The sequence below is a fragment of the Psychromonas sp. MME1 genome (genome assembly GCF_041080865.1).
GTDB lineage: Bacteria > Pseudomonadota > Gammaproteobacteria > Enterobacterales > Psychromonadaceae > Psychromonas.
In genome coordinates this window covers 809725-835046 of the sequence record NZ_CP160906.1, presented here as the reverse complement: position 1 = coordinate 835046, position 25322 = coordinate 809725, and the positions used below count along the sequence as shown (strand labels likewise).

General features: G+C 39.6%; 23 protein-coding genes, 2 pseudogenes and 1 other annotated feature. Of the genes and pseudogenes, 16 read left to right on the top strand and 9 right to left on the bottom strand.

The genetic code is table 11. The features are described 5' to 3' along the window. Positions 1-25: 25 nt before the first annotated feature. Genes AB2N10_RS03980 through AB2N10_RS03965 form a run of 4 tightly spaced genes read right to left on the bottom strand, consistent with a single transcriptional unit; the run spans position 26 to position 3727 of the window. Complete coding sequence (locus AB2N10_RS03980; protein ID WP_354625549.1) at positions 26-670, bottom strand: class GN sortase; 645 nt, start codon at positions 668-670, stop codon at positions 26-28. After that, the gene (locus AB2N10_RS03975; protein WP_354625548.1) at positions 667-1773 is read right to left on the bottom strand and encodes a VWA domain-containing protein; all 1107 of its coding nucleotides are present in this window, start codon (positions 1771-1773) and stop codon (positions 667-669) included. The genes AB2N10_RS03980 and AB2N10_RS03975 overlap by 4 nt, the downstream gene beginning before the upstream one ends. Beyond that, positions 1770-2846: a VIT domain-containing protein gene (locus AB2N10_RS03970; protein WP_369434352.1), complete on the bottom strand. Its 1077-nt coding sequence runs from the start codon at positions 2844-2846 to the stop codon at positions 1770-1772. The genes AB2N10_RS03975 and AB2N10_RS03970 overlap by 4 nt, the downstream gene beginning before the upstream one ends. Positions 2847-2854: 8 nt before the next feature. Continuing rightward, positions 2855-3727 (bottom strand): OmpA family protein, encoded by an 873-nt coding sequence (locus tag AB2N10_RS03965; protein ID WP_369434351.1) that lies wholly within the window; start codon positions 3725-3727, stop codon positions 2855-2857. A gap of 216 nt (positions 3728-3943) precedes the next feature. On the opposite strand from AB2N10_RS03965, the pseudogene pdsR reads away from it, so the two are divergent. The 3 genes and pseudogenes from pdsR (at position 3944) to pyrC (ending at position 7927) form a co-directional block, all read left to right on the top strand. Continuing rightward, a pseudogene (gene pdsR / locus AB2N10_RS03960) lies at positions 3944-4649 on the top strand (proteobacterial dedicated sortase system response regulator). Continuing rightward, a complete protein-coding gene (gene pdsS, locus AB2N10_RS03955) occupies positions 4646-6814 on the top strand; it encodes a proteobacterial dedicated sortase system histidine kinase (protein ID WP_369434350.1) in 2169 nt (722 codons plus the stop codon). Before pdsR ends, pdsS begins: the two are co-directional and overlap by 4 nt. A gap of 84 nt (positions 6815-6898) precedes the next feature. Beyond that, positions 6899-7927, top strand: coding sequence for a dihydroorotase (gene pyrC / locus AB2N10_RS03950; RefSeq protein WP_354625544.1), 1029 nt, complete (start codon positions 6899-6901; stop codon positions 7925-7927). Between the two features lie 71 nt (positions 7928-7998). Here the strand turns inward: pyrC and AB2N10_RS03945 are convergent. Continuing rightward, a pseudogene (locus tag AB2N10_RS03945) lies at positions 7999-8724 on the bottom strand (GGDEF domain-containing protein). A gap of 317 nt (positions 8725-9041) precedes the next feature. Beyond that, on the bottom strand, positions 9042-9527 hold the full coding sequence (locus tag AB2N10_RS03940; protein WP_369434349.1) for a hypothetical protein: 486 nt from the start codon (positions 9525-9527) through the stop codon (positions 9042-9044). A gap of 223 nt (positions 9528-9750) precedes the next feature. Between AB2N10_RS03940 and AB2N10_RS03935 the strand changes: the two genes are divergently transcribed. From AB2N10_RS03935 to AB2N10_RS03895, 9 genes are all read left to right on the top strand, one after another. Next, positions 9751-10329: a thymidine kinase gene (locus tag AB2N10_RS03935; RefSeq protein WP_369434348.1), complete on the top strand. Its 579-nt coding sequence runs from the start codon at positions 9751-9753 to the stop codon at positions 10327-10329. Between the two features lie 95 nt (positions 10330-10424). After that, positions 10425-10592 (top strand): DUF2986 domain-containing protein, encoded by a 168-nt coding sequence (locus tag AB2N10_RS03930; protein ID WP_354625543.1) that lies wholly within the window; start codon positions 10425-10427, stop codon positions 10590-10592. 139 nt (positions 10593-10731) lie between these two features. Further along, positions 10732-10854 (top strand) — a sequence feature (His leader region). 22 nt (positions 10855-10876) lie between these two features. Continuing rightward, positions 10877-11773, top strand: coding sequence for an ATP phosphoribosyltransferase (gene hisG / locus AB2N10_RS03925; RefSeq protein ID WP_354625542.1), 897 nt, complete (start codon positions 10877-10879; stop codon positions 11771-11773). Between the two features lie 5 nt (positions 11774-11778). Continuing rightward, on the top strand, positions 11779-13080 hold the full coding sequence (gene hisD / locus AB2N10_RS03920) for a histidinol dehydrogenase (RefSeq protein ID WP_354625541.1): 1302 nt from the start codon (positions 11779-11781) through the stop codon (positions 13078-13080). Between the two features lie 63 nt (positions 13081-13143). After that, positions 13144-14214: a histidinol-phosphate transaminase gene (hisC, locus tag AB2N10_RS03915; protein ID WP_369434347.1), complete on the top strand. Its 1071-nt coding sequence runs from the start codon at positions 13144-13146 to the stop codon at positions 14212-14214. A 12-nt stretch (positions 14215-14226) separates the two neighbouring features. Further along, positions 14227-15297: a bifunctional histidinol-phosphatase/imidazoleglycerol-phosphate dehydratase HisB gene (gene hisB, locus AB2N10_RS03910; protein ID WP_354625539.1), complete on the top strand. Its 1071-nt coding sequence runs from the start codon at positions 14227-14229 to the stop codon at positions 15295-15297. Next, entirely contained in the window at positions 15294-15893 is a 600-nt protein-coding gene (hisH, locus tag AB2N10_RS03905) for an imidazole glycerol phosphate synthase subunit HisH (protein WP_354625538.1), read from the top strand. The genes hisB and hisH overlap by 4 nt, the downstream gene beginning before the upstream one ends. 2 nt (positions 15894-15895) lie before the next feature. After that, positions 15896-16648 (top strand): 1-(5-phosphoribosyl)-5-[(5-phosphoribosylamino)methylideneamino]imidazole-4-carboxamide isomerase, encoded by a 753-nt coding sequence (gene hisA / locus AB2N10_RS03900; RefSeq protein ID WP_354625537.1) that lies wholly within the window; start codon positions 15896-15898, stop codon positions 16646-16648. Positions 16649-16974: 326 nt separating this feature from the next. Continuing rightward, on the top strand, positions 16975-17163 hold the full coding sequence (locus AB2N10_RS03895) for a hypothetical protein (protein WP_354625536.1): 189 nt from the start codon (positions 16975-16977) through the stop codon (positions 17161-17163). 158 nt (positions 17164-17321) lie between these two features. On the opposite strand, the gene AB2N10_RS03890 is transcribed toward AB2N10_RS03895, so the two are convergent. Next, positions 17322-18107 carry a transporter substrate-binding domain-containing protein gene (locus AB2N10_RS03890; RefSeq protein ID WP_354625535.1) on the bottom strand — a complete coding sequence of 262 codons (786 nt, stop codon included), beginning with the start codon at positions 18105-18107 and terminating at the stop codon, positions 17322-17324. A 965-nt stretch (positions 18108-19072) separates the two neighbouring features. On the opposite strand from AB2N10_RS03890, the gene AB2N10_RS03885 reads away from it, so the two are divergent. The 4 genes from AB2N10_RS03885 (at position 19073) to AB2N10_RS03870 (ending at position 22479) form a co-directional block, all read left to right on the top strand. After that, on the top strand, positions 19073-20353 hold the full coding sequence (locus AB2N10_RS03885; RefSeq protein WP_369434346.1) for a hypothetical protein: 1281 nt from the start codon (positions 19073-19075) through the stop codon (positions 20351-20353). 330 nt (positions 20354-20683) lie between these two features. Then, the gene (gene hisF / locus AB2N10_RS03880) at positions 20684-21454 is read left to right on the top strand and encodes an imidazole glycerol phosphate synthase subunit HisF (protein ID WP_354625533.1); all 771 of its coding nucleotides are present in this window, start codon (positions 20684-20686) and stop codon (positions 21452-21454) included. After that, entirely contained in the window at positions 21454-22083 is a 630-nt protein-coding gene (hisIE, locus tag AB2N10_RS03875) for a bifunctional phosphoribosyl-AMP cyclohydrolase/phosphoribosyl-ATP diphosphatase HisIE (protein ID WP_354625827.1), read from the top strand. The genes hisF and hisIE overlap by 1 nt, the downstream gene beginning before the upstream one ends. Positions 22084-22167: 84 nt before the next feature. Then, complete coding sequence (locus AB2N10_RS03870; protein WP_354625532.1) at positions 22168-22479, top strand: hypothetical protein; 312 nt, start codon at positions 22168-22170, stop codon at positions 22477-22479. 76 nt (positions 22480-22555) lie between these two features. Here AB2N10_RS03870 and AB2N10_RS03865 read toward each other — a convergent pair whose 3' ends face one another. Both AB2N10_RS03865 and AB2N10_RS03860 read right to left on the bottom strand, forming a co-directional pair. Beyond that, positions 22556-23764: a DEAD/DEAH box helicase gene (locus tag AB2N10_RS03865; protein WP_354625531.1), complete on the bottom strand. Its 1209-nt coding sequence runs from the start codon at positions 23762-23764 to the stop codon at positions 22556-22558. Between the two features lie 550 nt (positions 23765-24314). Further along, entirely contained in the window at positions 24315-25202 is an 888-nt protein-coding gene (locus tag AB2N10_RS03860) for a hypothetical protein (RefSeq protein WP_354625530.1), read from the bottom strand. Between the last annotated feature and the right edge of the window lie 120 nt (positions 25203-25322).

Below are 25322 nucleotides of genomic sequence, written 5' to 3'. Positions count from 1 at the left end.
AATGCTAGCGCCCCTTTCAAGCCCCTCAATAACCACTGTTATGATGCGCAAAACTATTATTTTTAATCCGTTTGGCAACCACCACAAAACGTAAATCACTCTGTACAATATTGCTATCAAAAGGATAACAGGTGATCAGTGTTAACTGTTCTTGCCCATTATCTTGAATAACAGACATCTCATTTTCATTGACAATTTTTGTCTCTATCACTTGATAAGTTAACAAGGTATCGGCATAGGTTGTGAGCCATATTTCATCATCAATCTGTACTTTTTTAAGTATATTAAAATGGGTATCGTTATGGCCAAATAGGACACTATTACCATTACCATTAAAAGGAGAAGAGTTGATCATCCATGCTGGCGCAAAGGCAAGATTATTGCCCGTGGCACCTGCCAGTATGATTAACGGATCTTCTCCTGCCATTTGCAGTTGCGCTAAGGGTTCACTATCTGCCCAAGGCCATGGTCGATGTAATTCCCCATCCTCTAAATGGCGCGCCCAAGCGAAATTAAGTAACTGTTGTGCAAGCAAGGCCTTGGCTGGCATATAAATGCCTTTAGCAAAAAATGCTAATGCGACAAAGAGAATGATCAACATCAGTTTGCGCAATAATGAGATAGTTGACCAGGACATTTGTAAACGTGACAGTGTCTCGATGCGACTCATAAACAGACTCCTCGCTCTTTTTTAACGGTGACAAAATAATGTTCCACAAACCAACATAGCGTCACGATAACCAATAACAGCAGCGCCCATTGTAGATAATAGCCACTTGCCAATCCCGTTTGCGGTAAACGCATGGTGTTTCCCTTAGGCATCTCGGTTTTTACCTGCTTATCAATCGCATTCAGCGAGGTTGGACGAGCTATTTTCTGTTCAATCGCTAATAAGCTGGTGTACTTGGTCACAATATGGAACTGCATCCCTAATGCGCTTATCTGTTGGCGTTTCTGTTGCGCAGTTAACTGCCGATTTAATGCAATGCTATCAATCTTCTCCTTTGCCCATAGAATATCCAGCCCAGCGGCGTTTTGATATTTTTGCGCTGACAAATCAATCTCCTGCGTCCAATCCTTAGTTGTACCTTGGTCAATACCTATTGCGCTGATCTGCAATGCACTTTTACCTTCTGGAATTTTAAAAACAAACTGTAAGGGCTCTCCCTGATAAAGATCGCTAAGTGGTGCAGGCCAATAATCAACGGCACTGCCATCTGACCATTGCATATTTAAATTGGTTAATACTGGCGCAGCAAGTTGAGAAAATAATGCCGAAATGTGCTGATTAACCTGATTGACATCGCTAATACTGGTGTAGCTACCTTTGCCTAAATTAGCACTATTTTTCATAAAGGAGTGATTTGCCGCTGAACCGATAGCCACCATAAATAATCGACTATCACCGAGATTTTGATCGATCATCGTTAATATCTGCTCTTCATTACTAATACTGGCATCGGTAATAAAGATAACTTGTCGTAATCCCATTTGTTGATTAGCAAAAACGGTGCGTTGACCTAATAAAGCATGACTTAATGCGGAATACATATTGGTTCCACCGGAGGCTTGTAACTGATCAATAAAGCTATTTGCCATCGCTCTACTGCGCAGATCAACGGGCAAGGCATTAGCTGCAAAAAAGGTACTGTTATCACTGAAACTAATGATGTTAAAGGTATCACCGTCGGCTAGCTGCTCGATACCGTAACGCAGCGCCAGTTTTGCCTGTTCAATTGATGTACCCGACATGGAGCCAGAAACATCAATCACAAAGACAACCTCTTTGCTAATACGAGCCGATTCGGTGAACTGTTCGCGGGGGGCATTAACATTAATAAACCATACTGTTCGTTGCTGACCAATTTGTTTTCTATAAATAAGTGACTTTCGGCTTGCTCAGTTTGTTGTACTTGCCAAGTCAGTACAAAATCCTGATTAGCAATCACCTTGGTATTCGCTAATGAGACTATCGCTTCGTTAGGCGCATTTTTTTGCGTGTTAATCTGATGGGAAAGACTCTTAATCGACGTAATAGCCAGAGGGCTATGCAAATTGACTTTAATTGTCATCAACAGCCTTGGATCCTCGTTACTTCTAATATGATCCGTGGTTTGCTCTGCCAGTTGCAGGCTCTCCATCTGCGCTAATAAATCATCCCAACGTTGCTGCCATTCATTAGCAGCTTCTCCAGCGTTAGACCCATTGGCTAAGTTCTGTAAATATTGTTGGCGCTGCTCTGAGGTTAACGCTGTCATAGCAGGCGCATAGCGAGGCGTAATGGTCATCGGAAAATACAAACTAAATACGCCGGATTGATAGCTAATCCTCTGTTGATACTCAATTTCAATGGTGATTTTTTCATGGGGTGCGATGTTAGCAACGTTAGTGGTAAACATATCATTGCGTTTTTGCGTCACTAAACTTGCTTTTTTCCCTGCGACTTGCGCCTTTTGATATTCCCGTTGGGCGACCTCCTTCTCTTTAATCTCCCCAAGGATAACCCGCTCACCAATAATCATGCGCAGATGATCGACCGCTGCATTTTCAGGTAATGGAAAAAGATAGGTCCCATTAATCCAATCATCACTACTATTCACAAAAACCTGCTTTACGGTAACGCGACTAATTAACCCGGTCACATCCATATCGACGGCACTACTCAACAGTGGCGCACTGATTTTTTCGCCACTGTTATTGATATAGACAAGTCCAACCGGATCCTTCTCGACAGGCAATTGTTCCGCAAACAAAGGCGTATGACTAACTGCGTGCATAAATATCACCATCAACCAAAAATGTTTACGGATCAATTTGATGGCGAAAACTTGTTGTAATAGGCTCATATCACCCCCTATAGATCCATTGCAGTGGTGATCGCATTTTTCGTTGGTAAGGCAAAATCATCCGCAAATTCATTTTCCTGTTCATCTAGCACGGCATGACCTTCAATAGCGACAACTTCATTAAGTAATTTTTGCGCAACACGTCTCGCGATTTGCTGCTTTTTAAGTTGATGCTTTTGTTGCTGTAATTGTGTAGCTAACAGGGTTATTTCAGCTTGATAAGGATGTATTTCTACGCGGCGTTGCTGGCGGTGTTCTGTCATTGCCGACTGATTCTTCGCATTCGAATCCCCCAGAGAGAGGATTGACAACTTATCTTCAGCAACCCCTTTCGCAACTAAATACTGGGCAACAGCTTGTGCACGTTGTTTGGCCAACTCGATGTTATATAAAGTATTGCCCTGTTTATCTGCGTAACCGACCACCTGCCAAAGTGTTTGTTGATTGCCCTTGCTTCTTTGCATCTCTAAGGCAGTCTCATTTAATGATTGAAAATAAGCGCTATTAATATCGCTAGAATCAAAAGCAAAAAGCACTTCATTTTTAATCTCAGGATTTAATTGCTGAACATCGCTACTCGTCTCTATTTGAAATTCGCTCACGGGAGCCGTTAGAGCTGTTGTCTCAATAACAACAGCATCATCTTGCATCTCCTCTGGCGATAGGAGTTGAGCTTCAGCTTGCCAAGCTAAATAGTCTATATCGACACGGCTCATTGTTTGGTCAAAGGGTTGCATCGGGTGACCTTCATTTTGTAGAGCCAACAAATCTCGAGCCGAGTAGGATTTTTGCATAACCAACACAGCAATTCCCAAACTTGAGATAATTGCTAGATTCAAGAATGATTTTTTAAAAGAGAGATTTATTTTATTGTTATCCATTTTCTACCCTTACTATTTGTATAGAACAGCTGATATAGCCGTTACTTAATTGATACCGTTATTTAAGCAAAGGGTTATGTTTTTTTAAGGGAGAGAAAATGGCAATTCACTGATCAATTATGTTCAAAAAATGGCAATATGAGTTTCCCCCTATTTACCTTTTTATTTTTGCGTATACTAGGGGCTGTTTATCCAGAAACAGAGAAGTATATTTGCATGAAACGTATCGCCATTATTGAAGATGAAAAAAACATCAGAGACAATTACGCTGATTTAATGAATAGACACGGCTATCAAGTTGACTGTTATGAAGGAAGACTCGAAGCCATGCAAGCTTTTCAGATTCGTTTACCCGATCTGGCTATTATAGATGTCGGCTTAGGCGATGAATATGATGGCGGTTTTCTACTCTGCCAAGCTTTACGAACACTATCTACAACATTGCCTATTATTTTCTTAACGGCACGAGATAATGATTTTGATAGTATTTCTGGCTTGCGTTTGGGCGCTGATGATTACCTCAGTAAAGATATTGGCCTTGAACATTTAATGGTACGAATTAGTGCCCTGTTTAGACGCATTGAAGTGATGCAAAAACCCAATCAACAACAGACAATTTTAACACGGGGAAAATTAACCATCGATAGCGATCGCATGCAAATTTACTGGGCATAATTAGCCCTTAGATTTTACCGTAACCGAATTTTGGATTATTTATGCATTAGCTAACCGCTCTGGTACAGTACGCAATCGCCAGCAATTAATGCAGGATGCCAATATGGTCGTAGATGACAACACCATCACCTCACACATTAAACGCATCCGTAAAAAATTTATTCACCTCGATGCGACATTTAATGAAATAACCGCTATTTATGGCATGGGCTACCGTTGGGATATCACTCAGGACAGAGCTTCTTGAAAAAATTTACCTTCGGCCTGCGTAGTAAAGTTATTATCTTATCAAGCTTTTTATTGATATTACCTTGGTTTGCCTATCAATATGTCTTAGAAATGGATAAATTTTTACGGCTAGGTCAAGAACAAACGCTGATCGGCACTAGCCGTGCAATTGCGATGACACTTCACGAAAGACCAAATCTCTTTAACGAAGATGCCACTTTTTTACCACACATAGAAACAGGTAAAGATCTTTATGTCTATGAACTGAAAAAGAAAATAAAACTCGATGGCGAACTCGACGATTGGCAAGAATATATATCTGAAAGTTTGCACTATGGGGAACAATATACCCGTTATCAGTCCGTTGATAATAACAATAACCCAACCTCTTTTCGCCATATGGTCGGTAAACGACAAGGTTATTTATACGGCTATTTGCAAGTGACTAACCTTTATCCCGTTTATCAAAACAACAATGCACGCACCATCAATAGCAGCGACCATCTTATCATTGCCCTTACTTCACCACAGGGGGAGCTACAACACTATGTTATTTCAGCCCTTAAAAAGGGTTGGATCAATGCCTATTTAAAACCCAATACAGGGGATGAAATGAATCAATTGCAACGGGAAAAACACATTCAAGGCTATTGGCAAGAGAGTGAGTTGGGTTACAATATTGAATTTCGCTTACCACTTGAAATGCTGGGTAATAAGTTAGGATTTGCACTTTATACGGTTACCAATAGCGCTCCTCAGCAGATTAATACGATTATCTCCACCTCCAACATCCACAACAAAGAGCAGCTCGGCACAGTCTTAATCCCCTCACCTGAAATAGAGCAAATAATCAAGGGGATGAGTCATACACAATCACGCATTTTTGTGCTGGATCGTCACCAACGTGTTATCGCAAAAGCAGGGGATATTTTGCAAGCGGATGGCGCATGGCCAAGTGATGCACTACAGCAACAAAGCAATGATTACTTAGAGGTCATTAAGAAGAAAGTGCTGAGCCCTATTTACTCACTGATTCTCGCACCACCGACAAATGATTTTAACGATGACCTAAAGGAATCAACACAGCTTAACAGTGAATTTATCAGACAAGCATTACTAGGCAAATCACACTCCGATTGGTCCTTAAGCAGTGATGGTAAAGCAATGATTTTATCTGCAGCCAGCCCAATCATGGTCGGCAATAAAATAATGGGGATGGTGATCGCACAAGAGACCACCAATGGCATAAAAACACTGCGTAATAAAGCGTTGGAAAAAATATTTAACGTCATTTTGCTGATTATTTTTAGCGCGACATTAGCACAATTTTTATTTGCCTCTAATATTGCTTCTCGTATTCGAAAATTACGCGATCAAGCGGATAACGCCATTGATTCACAGGGGCGTATTTTAACCCTATTTAGCGCATCAAAATCAAAAGATGAGATTGGTCACCTATCGCGAGGACTATTTGATATGGTTAATCGTTTACGACAATACCATTTCTATCTTGAAAATCTTGCATCGCGTTTATCCCATGAACTCCGAACACCCGTTGCCGTAGTCCGATCATCACTAGAGAATTTAACGTTATTACCGCAAAATAGTGAAAATAAGAAGTACATAGAAAGAGCCGAAAAAGGTATTAATCGTCTTAACAAAATATTAACCAGCATGAGCGAAGCAACACGCATTGAACAGAGCCTTCAAGCGTGTGAAAAAATTTCATTTTCTATTAATGAATTACTTGATAATTGCGGGCAAGGTTATCAAATGACCTACCCTAATTATCATTTTCAATTAGAAATTACCGATAAACCCTTATACGTTTGCGCAGATCCAGACTTGATCGTTCAATTACTCGATAAATTGATCGGTAATGCCTTAGAATTTAGCGAAGCACAAAATCCCATTAAAATATTACTCAAACAACAAACCAGTAATGCACTCATTGAAATAAGCAATGCAGGCCCCCTCTTACCGGAGAATATGAGCGATCAATTACTCAATTCGATGGTTTCAATACGAAAACAGAGTCATCAACAGCAAACACATTTAGGTTTAGGGCTCTTTATTGCCAAGATGATCTGTGAATTTCATCAAGGGCAAATTCAGATTCAAAACCGTAGCGATAAGTCCGGAGTACAAGTCTTAGTTACTTTTCCACTGATCAAACATAATTAACGGGTCAATTATTTAAATGCAAATAGGTATGCAATACCTTACGAAGTTTGTAAAATAGTGATAAATCAATGGAGAATAACAAAAATGAATAGATTAACAATAACCCGCCCAGATGACTGGCATGTACATTTACGTGATGGGGATGTGCTAAATGATACGCTACGTGATACAAGCCGTTACATGGGCCGTGCGATAATTATGCCAAACCTCGTTCCTCCGGTTATCGATACGACATCGGCACTTGCATACCAACAACGTATTTTAGCTTGCCAACCAAAAAATAGCTTTACCCCTTTGATGACGCTCTATTTAACAGACAACACGAGCGCTGATGAAATAAAAAAAGCAAAAGCATCAGGCTACGTATACGCCGCCAAATTATATCCAGCTGGCGCGACAACTAACTCAGATTCAGGTGTTACCTCGACACAAAATATTGGCGCAGCACTAGAAGCGATGCAAGAAGTGGGTATGCCACTGTTAGTACATGGTGAAGTTACATCACACGATATTGATATTTTTGACCGTGAAGAACTCTTTTTAAAGACCGTTCTTGCGCCTCTGGTTGCCGATTATCCTAATTTAAAAATAGTTGTTGAACATATAACGACGGCCAATGCCGTTGAATTTGTCAACAATGCTAGTGACAACGTTGCTGCCACAATCACTGCACATCATTTAATGTTTAACCGTAACAATATGTTAGTGGGAGGCATTCGTCCGCATTTCTACTGTTTACCTATTTTAAAAAGAAACACGCACCAGCAAGCATTAATTAAAGCCGCCACGAGTGGTTCAAAAAAATTCTTTTTAGGTACAGATTCGGCACCACATGCGATTGATAAAAAAGAGTCCAGTTGTGGTTGTGCAGGCTCTTATACTGCACATGCGGCAATAGAATTGTATGCAGAAGTGTTTGAGGAAGCGAATGCGCTTGATAAATTAGAAGCTTTTGCTAGTTTTAATGGCCCAGATTTTTATAATCTACCACGTAATAGCGACACCATTACCTTAGAAAAAAGCAGCTGGGATGTGCCTGCAACCTTAGAATTTGGTCATAATCAAGTGGTACCAATCCGAGCTGGTGAGCAATTACTTTGGAAAGTTCTCTAACCTAAAGAGCTAAAATGGTGATCCTGTCGGGTTACCATTTTACACTTGTTATCAATACAATCACGGTAAAATCATAGTGCATTAGAAACGTAAACTTGATTTTTTCCTCGCTCTTTTGCTTGAAATAAAGCATTTTCAGTCAACTTAATAATTGCCTCTAAATCATCCGTCGCACGGGTAACATACACTCCAACACTGACCGTAATATGTAACATATTTCCCTTCCGTTTCTTAGCAACCACACTATTGATTCGTCGCGCTAACGTTTCAGCGGCTTCAGCACTTATCCACTGGCAAAAAATCAAAAATTCGCCACCTCGCCAACGACAGCAGATTGATGACTTTCGGTTAGTTTTAATAATTTGCTTGGCAATTGAGAGGATAATTTAATCACCGGCAAGATGCCCATATTGGTCGTTAAATCCTTGCAAATCATCAATATCAACCATAATTAAAGCAAATTCTACTGGGCTGCGTAATAACCCCGAATAGATGGGTTTTAATATCGTAAAAAAGCCATGGCGATTGTACAGTTTGGTTAGCGGGTCAATAATCATTAACGCACTGTTTTTTAATTTAACATTAAAGGCAAAAACACTGAAGAAGCTCAGAATTAAAACCACAAATAACATTAACCAGATAACAAGTGACGCACTGATAGCCTGCAGCTGAACATCCTGATCATTGATATAGTGCAACATATAAAGCTGTTCATCGATTAAAGGGGCGCTATAGAGTTCACCGCCATCCAGTGATGACCAGGTTGTTTGATTAGTTAGCTTTGGAATACTATCCATAAAAGCGATAGCTTCATTAGTCGTGATAAGCTGCTTATTTTCATTAACCAAAAATGAGACGCCAACCGTCTCCTCAAGTTCAAGTAAAAAAGCCATATAATCAAGTTTAATATCGGTAGACAAAGCCCCTATAAAATGTCCATTAATGATAATGGGGCTTGATATAGTTAACATTATTTCAGGGCTATAGCTATCTTCGTAAACGGGTGTAAAAACCTGCTCAGCCAATGGATTCGCAGCAGGAATCACTTCTTGCCAAAATTTTTTCTGATAAAATTCAGGAAAAAAATACCAATTTTCCAATAACACTTTAGGTGTCAAATAAATAAGCCCCTGTAGCGAAGTATAATATACGCGCTCATCAATCCGCTTTCGCCCGTTAATAGAGTAAGCTCATCATCAATCATACTAATGGCTGTTACTTCGTCATGTAAAACTGTATTTTCAATATTTGATTTAGCACTAACCACTAAAGTGCCTGAAAGCTGTTGTGCAAACTGAGAAGGCGAATGATCTGATATACCATACATATTAAAAGATTTAAGGTATGAAAGAACATCGAAAAGATGAATATTATAATGGTCTTCAGCAACAAGCGCATAGGCATTAACCATTGATTGGCTAAGCTTACTGTTCGTTGCTGATATTAAATGAATATATTGATTAAGTAAGTTATGACGAACAATGATATTTTCATATTCAGATTGTTTTATGCGCTCTACTTGATTAACAAAAGTACGATAACCTATCAAGGTCAAAATAATAGTGATTATCATGGGTAAATAAAAAAACTTGTTGAGCATCCGTAATTCCCTATTACATTCCTATATCCGCTGCTATTGTCCCAATTCGCAGTTTTTTAAAAGTATAGAACATTACCTCACCCTTGCTTTTTAGGGGATCACAAATTACGTTCCTCATTTTTCATCTTTAGCGCATAATGTTATTTCCTTGTAATCTAAAATACGACCGATTACCATCTCACCATGAAAACAAAATATTGCACTAGATATTAAGGATCGCACGTTGGCTCAACTTTATTTTTACTATTCATCAATGAATGCTGGCAAATCAACCTCTCTGCTACAGTCCTCTTATAATTATCGCGAACGTGGTATGAATACATTCGTACTAACAGCCTCCATTGATAACCGTGCAGGTGTTGGTAAAGTTGCATCTCGCATAGGCATCGAAACAGATGCTGCTATTTTTTCCTGCAATGATAATTTGGCAACAATGATCGAAGCGGTACATCAACAGCAGCAACAACACTGTATCTTAATTGATGAAGCCCAGTTCTTAAGCAAAGAACAAGTCAAACAATTAACCCATGTTGTAGATAACCTCGATATTCCCGTTTTATGCTACGGTATAAAAACCGACTTTCAGGGAGAACTCTTTAGCGGTAGTCAGTATCTGCTTGCTTGGGCGGATAAACTTGTTGAGCTTAAAACTATCTGTCATTGTGGCCGCAAAGCAAATATGGTGCTGCGCCATGATCAAGATGGCAACCCAATCAAAGAGGGGCAACAAGTCGAAATTGGTGGCAATGAAAGTTACCAATCGGTCTGTAGAAAACATTTTCGAGCGGTACTGTGGGATTAAACGTATATAACAATAGTACGAGCTTGTGTTTATTTTATGGACAGCTACAATAGCAAACAATAAATATAGTAGGCGAATTTCGTCAGGAAACAAAAATGAATAGAAAGAAAAAATTAAACAAAATTCTCGATAAACGCATCAAAAAAATGAATGCAAAAAAAAATCCAAGTAACAAACCCAAATATATCTCTAAAGCAGAACGCGCAAAGCTCGAAGCATTACAGAATGAAGAACAGGAAAATGGAAACGGCTTGAGTGAATAAGCAATAAAGTTGCATAAAAAAACATTATTTCCCCTTTTTGAATAAAAAAATAGTTCACTTTTATTAACGACATTGATATTCTACCCGCAATTAAATTATTTGAGATTTATGTAACCATGAAATTAGCCATTCTGAAAGTACAACACCACCATCATATCACCTAATCTTTCAGGATTTTTTATTCTTGGAAGAGTTTTTGTGCTTCCAGTGGTTACCAACAAAATAAACCCCCGGAAGGCCAACCTCCCGAGGGTTTTTTAGTTTATAAGGCAAGGAAAATGACTATGTCAGAGCAACGTTTAAGAATCGCAATACAGAAGAAAGGCCGTTTAAGTGATGATACGGTAAAACTACTAAAAGCATGTGGTATTAAAGTTAATTTAAACACCCAACGTTTAATTGCACACAGTGAAAATATGCCGATTGATATTTTACGTGTACGCGATGACGATATCCCGGGTTTAATTATGGATGGTGTTGTTGACCTTGGTTTTATCGGGCAAAATGTACTCGAAGAAGAGTATATGATGCGTACAGTTGCTAATGAACCCACTGGCCATAAAGTCATTAAAGAGCTTTCCTTTGGTGGCTGCCGTTTCTCGCTTGCCGTTGACCATGATTTTGATTATCAAGGTGTACAATCACTTGCCAATCTACGTATTGCAACCAGCTATGTACATATACTAAAACGTTTCATGAATGAAGCCAATGTTCCTTATACCTCTTGTATGTTAACAGGTTCAGTGGAAGTTGCACCACGCGCCGGGCTTGCTGATGCGATCTGTGATCTTGTTTCAACGGGCGCAACGTTAGAAGCGAACGGTTTAAAAGAAGTGGAAGTGATCTACCGCTCCACGGCTGTCTTAATCCAACGCGCAGAGCCTTTAGCAGCCGCTAAACAAGAACTACTAAACCGCCTTTTAGTACGTATTGATGGTGTGCAAACAGCAAAAGAATCTAAATACATCATGCTCAATGCACCCAAAGTTAATCTTGCAGCAATCACCGACCTACTGCCTGGTTCGGACCTACCTACCGTGATGGATTTAGCGGGTAGCAGCGATCATGTTGCACTGCATGTGGTAAGCAAAGAAAATCTTTTTTGGGAAACAATGGAGCAATTAAAAGCACTCGGTGCAAGCTCTATCTTAGTCTTGCCTATTGAAAAAATGATGGAGTAATTGCAATGAAAACTGCAATGCAAACAGTCAATTGGACAAGTTTATCAAATGACGAGCAAAAACAGCTGCTTGCTCGTCCAGCAATGGCAGACTCTTCATCGCTAACCAATACCGTTACTGAGATCATCACATCTGTACGAGCCAATGGCGATCAAGCTCTGCTTGATTATACAAAACGTTTCGACAAATTAACTGGCGATAACTTCACCATCACAAACAGTGATATTGAACAAGCTTGTGGACGTTTAGGTGATGATATAAAAAGTGCCATTGACACCGCTTATCAGCAAGTTGTTAAATTTCATCAGGCACAACTGCAAGACGTTATCCGTGTTGAGACAATGCCCGGTGTTGTTTGTGAAATGCATACTCAGGCGATAGAGTCCGTTGGTCTGTATATTCCAGGTGGTAGTGCTCCACTACCGTCAACGGTTATCATGACGGGTGCGCCTGCGCAAATTGCAGGTTGTTCGCGGATCGTGCTGTGTTCACCACCGCCCATTGCAGATGAAATTTTATATGCTGCATCGCTATGTGGCGTTAATGAAATCTACACCATTGGTGGTGCACAAGCGGTTGCCGCACTGGCCTATGGCACACAAAGCATTGCCGCTGTCGACAAAATTTTTGGCCCAGGTAACTCCTTTGTAACCGAAGCAAAGCGCCAAGTCAGCAATGATTTTGCTGGAGCTGCGATTGATATGCCTGCGGGGCCATCGGAAGTGTTAGTGATTGCAGATGAACACGCTGATCCTGCTTTTATCGCAGCCGATTTACTATCACAAGCTGAACACGGTCACGATTCACAAACCATTTTAGTCACCCCTTGCGCAAAAATTGCGGAGCTGACTGGTATCGAAATCGACAAGCAACTAACACTGCTATCTCGAAGTGAAATTGCCGCCAAAGCCATTGCCCACAGTGTCAGCATTGTCTGCGAAGATATTGAGCAAGCAGCAGAAATATCTAACAGTTATGCACCAGAACACTTGATTGTACAGACGCAAAATCCACGTCTGTTACAACCTAAATTACGTAATGCTGGTTCAATTTTCTTAGGTGCATGGACCCCAGAGTCGGTAGGCGATTATGCCAGCGGCACTAACCATGTGTTACCAACCTATGGCTATACCCGTACCTATTCAAGCTTAGGGCTAGCAGATTTTGTAAAACGCTACACTGTGCAAGAATTAACCATGGATGGACTACGTCGCTTAGCGCCAGCCGTCACTTGCCTTGCTGAATCGGAAGGCTTAACGGCACACGCTCGAGCAGTAACAATTCGTATCGACAAACTTAATAATTAGCAGCAATGGGCAAGCGAGGCGTTCGCGTCTCGCCATTATATATAGCTAGGGAAGATCCAAGAGATGAGCAACACACAACACCTCGCCCGTAAAACGGTACAAGCATTAACCCCTTATCTTTCTGCGCGTCGTATCGGCGGAAAAGGCCATATCTGGTTAAATGCGAATGAAGCACCTGACTGCAGTGAATATCAATTAGATTCAAGCAAATTAAATCGTTACCCTGAATTTCAACCTCCCGCATTAATTAATGCCTACGCGAGTTACGCAGGCGTTAATAACGAGCAATTGCTAACAACTCGTGGTGCCGATGAAAGCATTGAAATTTTGATCCGCACTTTTTGTGAACCGGGTATCGATAGTATTTTAATTTGCCCTCCCACCTATGGCATGTATGCTATCAGCGCAGAAACCTGCGGAGTAGCCATTGAAGAAGTGGCGCTTGATGCACAATTCGATGTCGATTATTTTGCCGTCGAACAGGCCGTCAATAAAAGCGATAGCCAAGTTAAAATCGTTTTTTTATGTGCTCCGAATAACCCAACGGGCAATATGCTTGATAGGGAGAAACTAGTTCATCTGTTACAAGCAACCGCAGGTAAAGCGCTGATTGTTGCCGATGAAGCTTATATCGAATTTTGCCCAGAGCGAAGCCAAGTTGACTTAATTGCGCAACATGAAAATTTAGTGTTAACACGGACACTATCGAAGGCTTTTGCGTTAGCAGCCATTCGTTGTGGCTTCACAATTGCCCAAGCCCCTGTTATCGCAATGTTATCCAAGGTTATAGCTCCTTACCCGATGCCTGAGCCTATTGCACAAATTGCCACACAAGCGCTATCAGAAAAGGGACTCGCGGTGATGCTTGAACGCGTTGCGATCCTCAACAACAATCGCCAACTATTACAGCAAGCCCTAAACGAACTTGATTGTGTTACAGAAGTTTTCCCTGCCACGGGTAACTTTGTTTTAGTACGCTTTAAAGATTCGGCAAAAGTCTTCGCAGCCTTTGCCAATAATGGCATTATCATGCGCGACTTTGCGACCAAAAAGCGCCTTGAAAACTGTATACGTATTACTATCGGCAACCAAGCTGAGATGGAAGCCACATTAACGACCTTAAAATCGCTGTAGGGAACACAAACCATGAGCAAACAAAAATTTCTATTCATCGACCGTGACGGTACCTTAATCGATGAGCCCATTACCGATAAGCAAGTGGATAGTTTAGAAAAATTAAAATTTGAAGCCGATGTTATTCCAAGTTTATTAACGCTACAAAATGCAGGCTTCATTTTAGTGATAGTCTCTAACCAAGATGGTTTAGGCACGGCTAGCTACCCACAACAAGATTTTGATATTCCACAAAATAAAATGATGGAAATATTTGCATCTCAGGGCGTTAAATTTGAATCCACCCTACTTTGCCCCCATTTTCCTGAAGACAACTGTAGCTGTCGTAAGCCACATTTAGGCATGGTTAGCGAATACCTAAAATCAGGTCGTATCGATTTTGCTAACTCCTATGTGATTGGCGATCGTCACACAGATATCGGTTTAGCTGAAAATATGGGCTTAACGGGTATTTTGTATAATAAAGAGACCCTTGGTTGGAAACAAATCGTTAAACAACTCACTAGCCGTGGCCGTGTTGCCTCCGTAACCCGCAAAACCAAAGAAACCGATATTACGGTTACTGTCGACTTAGATAACACGGGTGAGAACCAGATCGATACTGGCATGGGATTTTTTGATCATATGTTAGATCAAATTGCCACACATGGTGGTTTCCAAATGAATGTCAGTGTCAAAGGTGATTTGCATATTGATGATCACCACAGTGTCGAAGATACCGCACTGGCACTCGGTGAAGCATTAAACAAGGCGCTTGGTGATAAACGCGGTATTGGCCGTTTTGGCTTTGTTCTACCTATGGATGAAACGAAAGCGAGTTGTACATTAGATTTATCAGGCCGCCCGTACCTGAAGTTTAAAGCGAACTTTCCGCGTGAATTAGTCGGCACCATGTCAACGGAAATGGTTGAGCACTTTTTCTATTCTCTCGCTCAAGCGATGGGTGCAACACTGCACCTTGAAGTAGAAAATGGTAACGCTCATCACATGGTCGAAGGTTTATTTAAAACCTTTGGGCGCACACTACGTCAAAGTATCCAAATCGTCGGCACAGACTTACCCTCGAGCAAAGGTGTTTTATGATCGTAATTATTGATACAGGCTGTGCAAATTTATCTTCGGTTAAATTTGCCATCGAACGTTTAGGTTATGAAGTGACCGTCAGCAAAGAGCCCGCAATTTTGCAGCAAGCTGACAAACTATTTCTACCCGGAGTTGGCACTGCCAAAGAAGCAATGGCGAACCTTATCGACCGTGATTTAGTCGAACAAATTAAAAACCTGACACAACCCGTATTAGGTATCTGTCTAGGTATGCAAATGTTAGCAGAAGCTTCTGAAGAGGGCTTTGGCGAACAGAGCAAAGTGAAAACCTTAGGCATTGTCGCAGGTACTGTCGCAAAAATGGAGGTTGCACCACTACGCTCACCTCACATGGGCTGGAATCAAGTAACCCCTAAAGCGGGTGATCCCTTATTTAAGGATATTCCAGCGGGTACATATTTCTATTTTGTGCACAGCTATGCGCTTCCCGTAACAGAAGATACCATTGCTAGCTGCGAATATGGCGTGCCATTTACCGCAGCGGTAAATAAAGACAATTTTTATGGGGTACAATTCCATCCGGAACGTTCAGGTAAAGCTGGTGCCCAACTGCTGAAAAACTTTTTGGAGCTTTAATAATGATTATCCCCGCATTAGATTTAATTGATGGTAAAGTAGTTCGTTTATATCAAGGCGATTACGCACAAAAAACCGTTTACAGCGACGATCCTCAAAGTCAATTTACCATTTACAATGAGCAAGGCGCCGACTGGTTACACTTAGTGGATTTAGATGGTGCTAAAGATACCAGTAAGCGTCAATTAGAGGTCATTGCCAGTTTAATTAAAAATACACCGGCAAAAATTCAAATTGGCGGTGGTGTGCGTACAGAGCAAGATGTCAAAGACCTACTCGATGCAGGCGCTCAACGTGTGGTAATCGGTTCTACGGCGGTTAAAGAGCCTGAAATGGTCGCAGGTTGGATGAAAAAATATGGTGCCGAGCATATCGTATTAGCGCTTGATATCAACATTGATGGCGATGGTAATAAGATTGTTGCCGTATCTGGTTGGCAAGAAGCGAGTGGTCAAACCATTGAATCTCTGCTTGAAACCTATTTAGCCGTAGGCCTTAAACATGTACTCTGCACCGACATTTCTAAAGATGGTACATTAACGGGATCAAACGTTGACCTATATACTGAGTTAAGTGCAGCCTATCCTCAAGTAGCATGGCAAGCATCGGGTGGTATCGGCTCATTAGATGACATCGCTGCCGTAGCCCGCTCGGGTGCGACAGGGATGATTGTAGGTCGCGCGCTACTGGAAGGAAAGTTCAATGTTGTTGAAGCAATTGCGTGTTGGCAACAAGCTATGCAGAATAAACAATAACATTTACTGTAATACTTTCACCGCTAATTAATACCGATACAAATAATAATCAAGCGATTACTGACGAACGCTTGATTATTATCAATCACCTATTAAACCACCACGATAACCAATACATTGCAGGTAATAATTAATTTTTTGTCTATCTTTGCACTTTAGTGCTTTAATGTAGATAGCAGAATGTTTACGCTTTTGTATGGCATTCGTAGTTAAAAATATAAGGCCAATACCTATGAATCATTTTTTAAAAATATTGTGTTTCTCCCCCCTACTTTTTCTCTGGTCTTGCTCCGCATCTCACTCATCAGTGAATGAAGTCCCGGCAAATGCTTTCCAGTGTAAAGCGCCTAGGCCAGAAGTCTGCACAATGGAATACCTCCCCGTTTGTGCAACTACTAAAAGTGGTGAAACGAAAACGTATTCAACAGATTGCAGCGCATGTGCAGATAGCGACGTCATTTACTACCAAACCGGGGAGTGCAAGTAAAAACAGTCGTCAAGTCAAACAGGGATGATGTTATTGCCTTTACTACAAAGTCATCCCCTCTTTATTTAAGCAGTACAGAAAATAGCATGCAGTACTGCTTATACTATTGTCTAAAAATACTTTCTCAAATCCCCTTTTCTGCTCACTTTGCATATTGAATTAGCATGCATATATGGATTAATAATATTAAAGATATTTTTCAACAATTTGCTCATATTGCGGTGAACTTTTTATCTCCTTGATCGTATTCCAAATTGCTTCTGTTAGGTCTGGATTTTCTAGCACAAACTTGTGAGAAAATACTAAATAATAGGGTATTTGATTGAGTGGTGGATATACTTTGACGATATCTTTGAATTCATTCGGGTGTGTTTTTATCTGAAAATCGGAGACTGTTTCTATATCGGCTAAACCAACAATGCGGCCTGCATTTAGCATACGTAATCCGCTTAGCTGTGAATTAATTTCTTTTACGGCAATCCCCATTTCTTTGAGATAACCAACAACGACATATCCTCTTACCACACCAATACTGCCATTAATTTTCGTGAAACTTTTACCATCCCATTGTATGGAAGCATCTTTATGTTTATAAAGAAAATAGGATTGGTGGACAATTGCTCTACTAGAGTCCAGCTTACTATTTTTCATTGGATAAACGCCACTTAATAAACGTTCTTCGCTAAAAGTAGCGTGAAAAATTCCATCAACAACATTTGCCTTAACCTCTCTCATGCCTCTAGCCCAAGGCCTACGCTTAAATTCAAATTGTATATTTAATTTATTTTCTAACAATTTTAATAGTTCTAATGTGACACCAGGTTTTTGCCAATCAATTGCAGGCCCTTCACCTAAATAGAATGGTGGATTAGGCATTACCTCATAAACCAAGGTTATTTTCTTTTTATCCATTTCAACCGCAGGAACAGGCAAGCTAAAAACCATTAATATCAGAACGAACATCTTCATCATTTATATGCCCACCTATTCTAAAATCGAACTTCAATTACTATCATTATCAATTCAACTATTTCAATAAAAGCAATAAGCTCCCAATTTCATCAGTATGTTTTACAACCACAAATAACCACCTTAATAACAGTCACAATTAAAACAGAACAATAAGATACGATTTTCATTCAATGTTGACACAGCTTACGATGAATAAATATTAGCGACCAAAACTGGCAAACCAATTAAAATGGATTATAGTAAAAATTATACAACAACAGCTAAGTTATCACCTTAAACCATTATGGCAAATAATTCCCCCTGCAGTAATTGTGATAAAAATCAAACTTATAATACCTAACTTACTAGAGATGTCACCCACATCACATAAACACACAGGCAGCAAACCAAAACCACTAATTGGTCTAGCATATATAAGACTATTGACGCAGATTGTTCGGCATTCATAGTACCAATCAGTATTTATGTTGAATTACATTGTGATGATAGCGTTGCGAAAATAAAGGTGGCTATGACTAATTTAATTAGAAACAGCCTTAAAAAGGAGTGATTAATACTTGTTAAAATTAACTCGAAGCTTCAATTATCGATAGCAATTTTGTTATTTTTTAATGAATACTAATCAATTAATAAACGGATAATATTATGAACTTAAAGAATAAAGTGTCGTTGGGTGTCGCACTGGCACTTTCTATGTCGGTATCAGTATCAGCTGCAGCATATAATATAAAAGTGGAAGCTGAAAATTTTATAGCACAAGGAGGAACTTTTGACGACCAACAACCTACGGCAGTAACAAAATATACAATCAATAACCAAACCGCCATCAGTTATGTAAATAGCGGAGATTTTGTTGATTATAATATCGAAGTAGATCAAGCTGGTATGTACAGTGTCAGCTTTAATATTGCTACTGCAATGACAAACAACACTGGGATAGAAGTGCTTGTTTTAGAAAACGGCACATGGGTTTCCTATGCTACCTCAACGGTTCTGCTAATGGATGGAACACATTTTCTACTGTTAATGCCGCAACGGCGGTTAAATTACAGGCAGGCCCACAAAAAATTCGTATCTATGCACTAGGGAGTAACGATTGGCAATGGAATTTAGAATCATTCAATTTTATCTGGAAAAGTGACATTTCAACGTCTCCTGTAAGCGGAGAATTAAGTGAGATCGCCAAATCAGGTTACGCATCGCAAGGTTTAGATGCAAATGCGGTGGAAACGCTCCCCGTCCCAGCACGTATTCAAAGTGGTAAAAAATGGGTTGAGCAAACGGCACAGTCTGATGACTTTAATTATGAATTTGATGCTACTAATGTTAAATCAAACTTTGGACCAGGTAATAAATGGTATAATTTCTACCATAATGCTTGGAATGGCCCTGGTGCTACATACTGGCAATATGATCACGTTGCAGTTAACGGCAATGAATTAGAAATTCGAGCATCACGTAATCCAAGTACCAGTAAGATGAATGTGCCCGGCATTAATGCCGGTTGCATTACTTCTAATAGCCGTGTTTTGTACCCTGTGTTTGTAGAAACAAGCATTAGCCTTGCAAATATTTCATTAGCTTCCGATGTTTGGTTATTAAGCCCAGATGATACTCAAGAAATTGATATTATTGAGGCTTATGGTGGTGTTAACTATTTTGAACAGTTCATACATTTAAGCCACCATTCATTTGTTCGCTCTCCTTTCCAAGATTATCAACCACGAGATCATAACAGTTGGTGGGGACGCAATGGCGTAACCAGTTGGGGTGACTACACGTGGAATAATGGTAATCGTAACTTTATACAAGTTGGCGTAAACTGGGTTTCACCAAAACACTTTGAATATTACATCGACGGCGAATTAGTTCGTGTTGTCTACCATAACGCCTTTGCGACGAAAGGAAAGGATGGCACATGGAGCTATACACAACCATATTTAGATGCAAGCGGTGGTGTGGCATTTGATAATGGATACCAAGCTGTAAAAATACATGGGAGCAATCTCGCATTTTCACAAAATGCATTACAAACGGCAAGTGATACCAATAATATCTCTGCTATTGACCCCCTTAATTTTCAAGGAGGTCTTGGTTTTACTAAGGCAATGGATATTATTATTAACATAGAGTCACAAACTTGGTTAGTTGAAAATAATAGTCCTTCAGACGCTGATTTAGCTGACCCAGACAAAAATACAATGCTGGTTGATTGGATTCGGGTATATAAACCAGAGAATAATTAACCAAATAAGAGATTCAATTAATGATAAAAACATAGCAAAGCTCTGTTTTTATCATTTACTTTCCCCCCTACTATACGCAGTCCCCCTTTTTCACTGCTTAACGTTACATGTATAGGCAAAAAGAAATAAGTCATTAAATGTAACTTAAAAACCTACAAAGCGAAGATGAAAAATTATATACTTAGCAGATACTTAACAAATACTTTAGCAATAATATTGCCAACAACTAATTATTTTGTATGCAAACAGGATTGCTATTTACATTAAACAGAAAAACAAAATATTGGATAACACTTTGATATATATTAGATTAGTGCCAAAGAGGTCAATATGTTAGCAAAACGCATAATTCCGTGTCTTGATGTTAAAGATGGTCAAGTCGTCAAAGGTGTCCAATTTCGTAACCATGAAATTGTAGGTGATATCGTACCATTAGCAAAACGCTACGCCGAAGAAGGTGCCGATGAGTTAGTTTTTTACGATATTACAGCAAGCTCTGACGTTCGAGTGGTCGATAAAAGTTGGGTAAGTCGTGTTGCAGAAGTCATTGATATTCCATTCTGTGTCGCAGGTGGAATCAAAACAGAAGAAGATGCACGACGCATTCTAGAGTTTGGTGCTGATAAAGTATCCATCAACAGCCCAGCTCTCGCAGACCCCAGTTTAATTAATCGTTTATCTGAAAAATTTGGCACGCAATGCATCGTCATTGGTATTGATTCATATTACGATGAAACAACGGGGCAACACCAAGTAAAACAATTTACAGGTAACGAAGATGCCACGGTAACCACAAAATGGAATACCTTTGATTGGATCAAAGAAGTGCAATCACGCGGGGCAGGTGAAATAGTACTCAACGTGATGAATCAAGACGGTGTTCGCTGTGGTTATGATATCAAACAACTTAGCCAAGCTCGCGCTATATGCAATGTACCTTTAATCGCTTCAGGGGGCGCAGGCGAAATGGTTCATTTTGCAGAAGTATTCAAAGAAGCAGATGTCGATGGCGCCTTGGCAGCCAGTGTATTCCATAAACAGATAATTAATATTGGTGAGCTAAAATCTTACCTTAAAACAGAAAATGTAGAGATTAGATGATGAGCAAAGCATTAATGAAAGAAGCAGAATTAAACGCACTTGATTGGTCAAAAGTAGATAACCTTATGCCAGTCATAGTGCAAAATCGCACTTCCGGTAAAGTACTTATGCTTGGTTATGTTAATCAAGAGGCATTAACTGCAACACTTGCTAGTGGCAAAATGACCTTTTTCAGCCGCACTAAACAACGTTTATGGTGCAAAGGTGAAGAATCTGGCCACTTTTTAAATGTTGTGGAAATCAGCACTGATTGCGATAACGATACCCTATTAGCAATGGTTGATCCCATTGGTCCAACCTGCCACCTCGGTACAGAAAGTTGTTTTAAAGGTGAAACTCAACCTGCGCTGACATTTATTGCTGACCTAGAACAGGTGATTGCACAACGTAAAGGGGCGGATGCAGACAGTAGTTACACAGCAAGTTTATATGCGCGAGGCACCAAACGAATTGCCCAGAAAGTCGGCGAAGAAGGTGTTGAAGTTGCATTGGCAGCAATGGCTAAAGATATGGATGAATTAACCTGTGAAAGTGCAGATCTACTCTACCACCTAACGGTTTTATTACAGAACGAAGGGCTAACATTAGCTGATATCGCCGCAAAATTGCAGCAACGCCATAATAAATAATCCCATTATTTATTTGACTAAAAGCATAAGGTGAACTTAATCGTTCACCTTTTTTATTGATTAGCAATAACAGGTTTCCCGAATATGAGCGAACTATCAATTAGTAAAGCACAGTTAATTACCCAATTAAAAGAGACGATGAACGGTAAAATGAGTGCACAACAGCTTCAAGAGTGGATGATCAACCATTTTGATCCACCAGAAGTTGAAATAGGCCCTGGCGAGAGTGAGTGCGTGCAAGAGGCAATGGCTATCATTATGAATGAATATGAATTAGCGAAACTTTCTGTTTTTAAAGAAGAAAGTTACGGTTATGCGCTCGATTTTTTAGACTGTGATGAAACAGATTTCAACCAAAAGAAATACCATTTTTTACATGATGGCTTTTCTGATTAAAAATATATCTCCATGATGCTTCAAGCTGCAAAGTAATGTTTAGGAGAATTACGCTACTAAACATTACAACCAACCTCTATTTTTGTACAGTGCGACGTCTTGATGGGCGCGCCTTTTTCGGTGCGTAACTCACATCGGAAGCGGGTATCTCTAATCTTGGCTCAAAACCAACCACTTCTTTTCTTTCAATAAATTTACCCAAACGATTCTCAATAGCACAGAGGTTTCTAAAATCATCACGAGAAACAAAAGAGATAGCTTCCCCTAATGCACCAGCACGACCAGTTCGACCAATACGGTGTACATAATCATCCGCTTCATCGGGTAAATCATAGTTGATAACAAGGCTAAGATCTTCGATATCAATACCGCGAGCGGCAATCCCTGTCGCTACTAAAAACTTAACCGCCCCGCGTTTAAAATCGGCCAATAACTGCTCACGAACAGCCTGACTACGCCCACTATGAAAAGATTCCGCTGCAATTCCACGCTTTTCAAGTTGGCTGACTAATTTTGCAGCCCCGCGTTTGGTTTCAATAAAAATCAGTGCCTGTTGCCAACTATTGTCAACAATCAAATGACTTAGCAGTGCTGATTTTGCATCTTTATCAACGGCAATTAAACTTTGCTCAACCTGCTCAGTAGCAATATTTTTTGCTGTAATGGATATTTCAACCGCTTTTTCAATCGCTGTTCGAGCAAGAGAGCGCACCTGTTTAGATAACGTCGCTGAAAATAATAAATTTTGTCTTTGTTCAGGTAAACGTTCTACGATTTTATTAATATCAGCAATAAACCCCATATCAAGCATTCTATCGGCTTCATCGATCACGAGCGTTTCCGTTTCATCAAAATGAATAGCACGGCGCGTATACATATCGAGCAAACGCCCAGGTGTTGCCACGAGAATATCCACACCTGCAATTAAACGTTCCTTTTGCGGCTCAACATCAATGCCACCATACATCGCCATAGAAGTGATATTGAGGTATTTAGCGTATTGCACAATATTTGCCTCAACTTGAATAGCCAGTTCTCTCGTGGGCGTCAAAATCAAAGTACGAACACGTTTTGGGCGCACGGCTGGCGCATCTATCATATTTTCTAATATTGGTAATACAAAACTCGCTGTTTTACCCGTTCCCGTTTGCGCAGCAGCAAGCACATTTTTCCCTGACAAAATAACAGGAATTGCCTTATATTGAATCGGTGTAGGCTGCTCATATTGTAATTCTGCTAGCGCTTTTAAAATTGGTTCGCTTAATCCAAGTTGGCTAAATGGCATTAATAATCTCTGTTATTGATAGGATAAGTATTAGTTAGAATCTATTCTAGCAGGAAGAATATGAGAAGTGCTTAAAAGACACTTTACACTCTGCTTACGTTATTCATAATTAAGATAATTACAAATTTTCTGTATATAAAACAGGCCGACATTAACACAAAACAACGACAAAGATCACGTTTTTTGCACATATTTAGGGCTATCAAGCATTTTTTTGGTGCAAATAAGCTAGCAACACAAAACAATTAAATGTAATTGATTGTTTTATAAGGGATTCATAATTGGCATGTTAATTTCATGATGCTATTTGATGCTAACTGACTTGGCATCGTTAAGGAGGTTATTATGAATAGTGACATGATGTTTTTAAGCTATGCTTATCCAACGGTTTGTAAATCATTAATAAACGAGAATAGATATAACTACACCTTACTCAACTACATTGTTCGTCTATAGTCTTACCTGCTAAATGCCTCTTTACAGTGAATATCACCAAGAGGCATTTAGCCTTTCATCTTATAAATGATTATAAAGAAGGGTAATAAGTGAGCTATAACAATGTCATCCCCGCAAAATCTAATTTATTATTATCCGAAATACCAACGGGTCTCAATTCCAACTTAACATCACCTTGAAAATCAACATCAGCACGAATATAAATCCAATCGTCATTACCAGATAATTCAATAATATTATCCTCACCATTAATCACTAAATTAACGGATGCCATTTCATCTCTCAAGGGTTTCACTCTAAAATATAACGAAGCAATTGATACGGAGCGTAAATCAGCAGGACTTTTTATGGTAAGTAACACCGCATTATTATCATTCCAATCAACACGGCTAAAGCCACTTGCGACTAATTCTGCATTATCAAGAAAAAGATAGGCCATATCGTGATACGTTACCTCACCTAAATACTCTAATTGCGTTATATCAATACCCGTTACCGTTTGATTTCCAATAACACCGCGAGAAGAAATATAAGTAACGTCTGTTACATCGATATTTTTGTTGGCAAACCTATCAACATCAAACAACGAATCATCATGGGAATAAGCAGATTGGATAGCTGCCCCTATCTCAACGATATTATTTTCAAGATAAGCACCTTCATTGCTATCGCTATTTGTTGTAAGTAGAAGTGCTGAATTACTATTATCGATTAACTTGGTGTCATCTTCAATTTCTATACCTATCTGCTCAATCTCTTCACTATAACCAGCAGCCGTTGGGAAATCTTCAAAGGCCCTATTCACTAGATTAATTTGATACTCTTGTAATGTATTATTCACTTGTAGAAGTTGGTGTTTTTGCCACATTACAAAGCTAATAAAAATGGCAAAAGTAATGGCAATAAGCCCTATTATGGTGGGAAAATTCGATAAAGTATCGAGAGAGTGGTTATTCATATCTGCTTTTGATTTTGGATACATCACAACGCTCTACAGTTAATATTGTTATAAAATAGAATCCATTCTTTTTTAAACAAAAAGTAGCAACAAAACCGACATCCTATTATCGATTATCTATTTAATCCTAGATCACATTTATAT

Coding starts and splice junctions, on each gene's coding strand:
- AB2N10_RS03980 (WP_354625549.1), bottom strand. CDS start 670: ATGAGTCGCATCGAGACACTGTCACGTTTACAAATGTCCTGGTCAACT.
- AB2N10_RS03970 (WP_369434352.1), bottom strand. CDS start 2,846: ATGAGCCTATTACAACAAGTTTTCGCCATCAAATTGATCCGTAAACAT.
- AB2N10_RS03965 (WP_369434351.1), bottom strand. CDS start 3,727: ATGGATAACAATAAAATAAATCTCTCTTTTAAAAAATCATTCTTGAAT.
- pyrC (WP_354625544.1), top strand. CDS start 6,899: ATGAATAGATTAACAATAACCCGCCCAGATGACTGGCATGTACATTTA.
- AB2N10_RS03940 (WP_369434349.1), bottom strand. CDS start 9,527: ATGCTCAACAAGTTTTTTTATTTACCCATGATAATCACTATTATTTTG.
- AB2N10_RS03930 (WP_354625543.1), top strand. CDS start 10,425: ATGAATAGAAAGAAAAAATTAAACAAAATTCTCGATAAACGCATCAAA.
- hisG (WP_354625542.1), top strand. CDS start 10,877: ATGTCAGAGCAACGTTTAAGAATCGCAATACAGAAGAAAGGCCGTTTA.
- hisD (WP_354625541.1), top strand. CDS start 11,779: ATGAAAACTGCAATGCAAACAGTCAATTGGACAAGTTTATCAAATGAC.
- hisC (WP_369434347.1), top strand. CDS start 13,144: ATGAGCAACACACAACACCTCGCCCGTAAAACGGTACAAGCATTAACC.
- hisB (WP_354625539.1), top strand. CDS start 14,227: ATGAGCAAACAAAAATTTCTATTCATCGACCGTGACGGTACCTTAATC.
- hisH (WP_354625538.1), top strand. CDS start 15,294: ATGATCGTAATTATTGATACAGGCTGTGCAAATTTATCTTCGGTTAAA.
- hisA (WP_354625537.1), top strand. CDS start 15,896: ATGATTATCCCCGCATTAGATTTAATTGATGGTAAAGTAGTTCGTTTA.
- AB2N10_RS03895 (WP_354625536.1), top strand. CDS start 16,975: ATGCTTTCCAGTGTAAAGCGCCTAGGCCAGAAGTCTGCACAATGGAAT.
- AB2N10_RS03890 (WP_354625535.1), bottom strand. CDS start 18,107: ATGATGAAGATGTTCGTTCTGATATTAATGGTTTTTAGCTTGCCTGTT.
- AB2N10_RS03885 (WP_369434346.1), top strand. CDS start 19,073: ATGGGTTTCCTATGCTACCTCAACGGTTCTGCTAATGGATGGAACACA.
- hisF (WP_354625533.1), top strand. CDS start 20,684: ATGTTAGCAAAACGCATAATTCCGTGTCTTGATGTTAAAGATGGTCAA.
- hisIE (WP_354625827.1), top strand. CDS start 21,454: ATGAGCAAAGCATTAATGAAAGAAGCAGAATTAAACGCACTTGATTGG.
- AB2N10_RS03870 (WP_354625532.1), top strand. CDS start 22,168: ATGAGCGAACTATCAATTAGTAAAGCACAGTTAATTACCCAATTAAAA.
- AB2N10_RS03865 (WP_354625531.1), bottom strand. CDS start 23,764: ATGCCATTTAGCCAACTTGGATTAAGCGAACCAATTTTAAAAGCGCTA.
- AB2N10_RS03860 (WP_354625530.1), bottom strand. CDS start 25,202: ATGTATCCAAAATCAAAAGCAGATATGAATAACCACTCTCTCGATACT.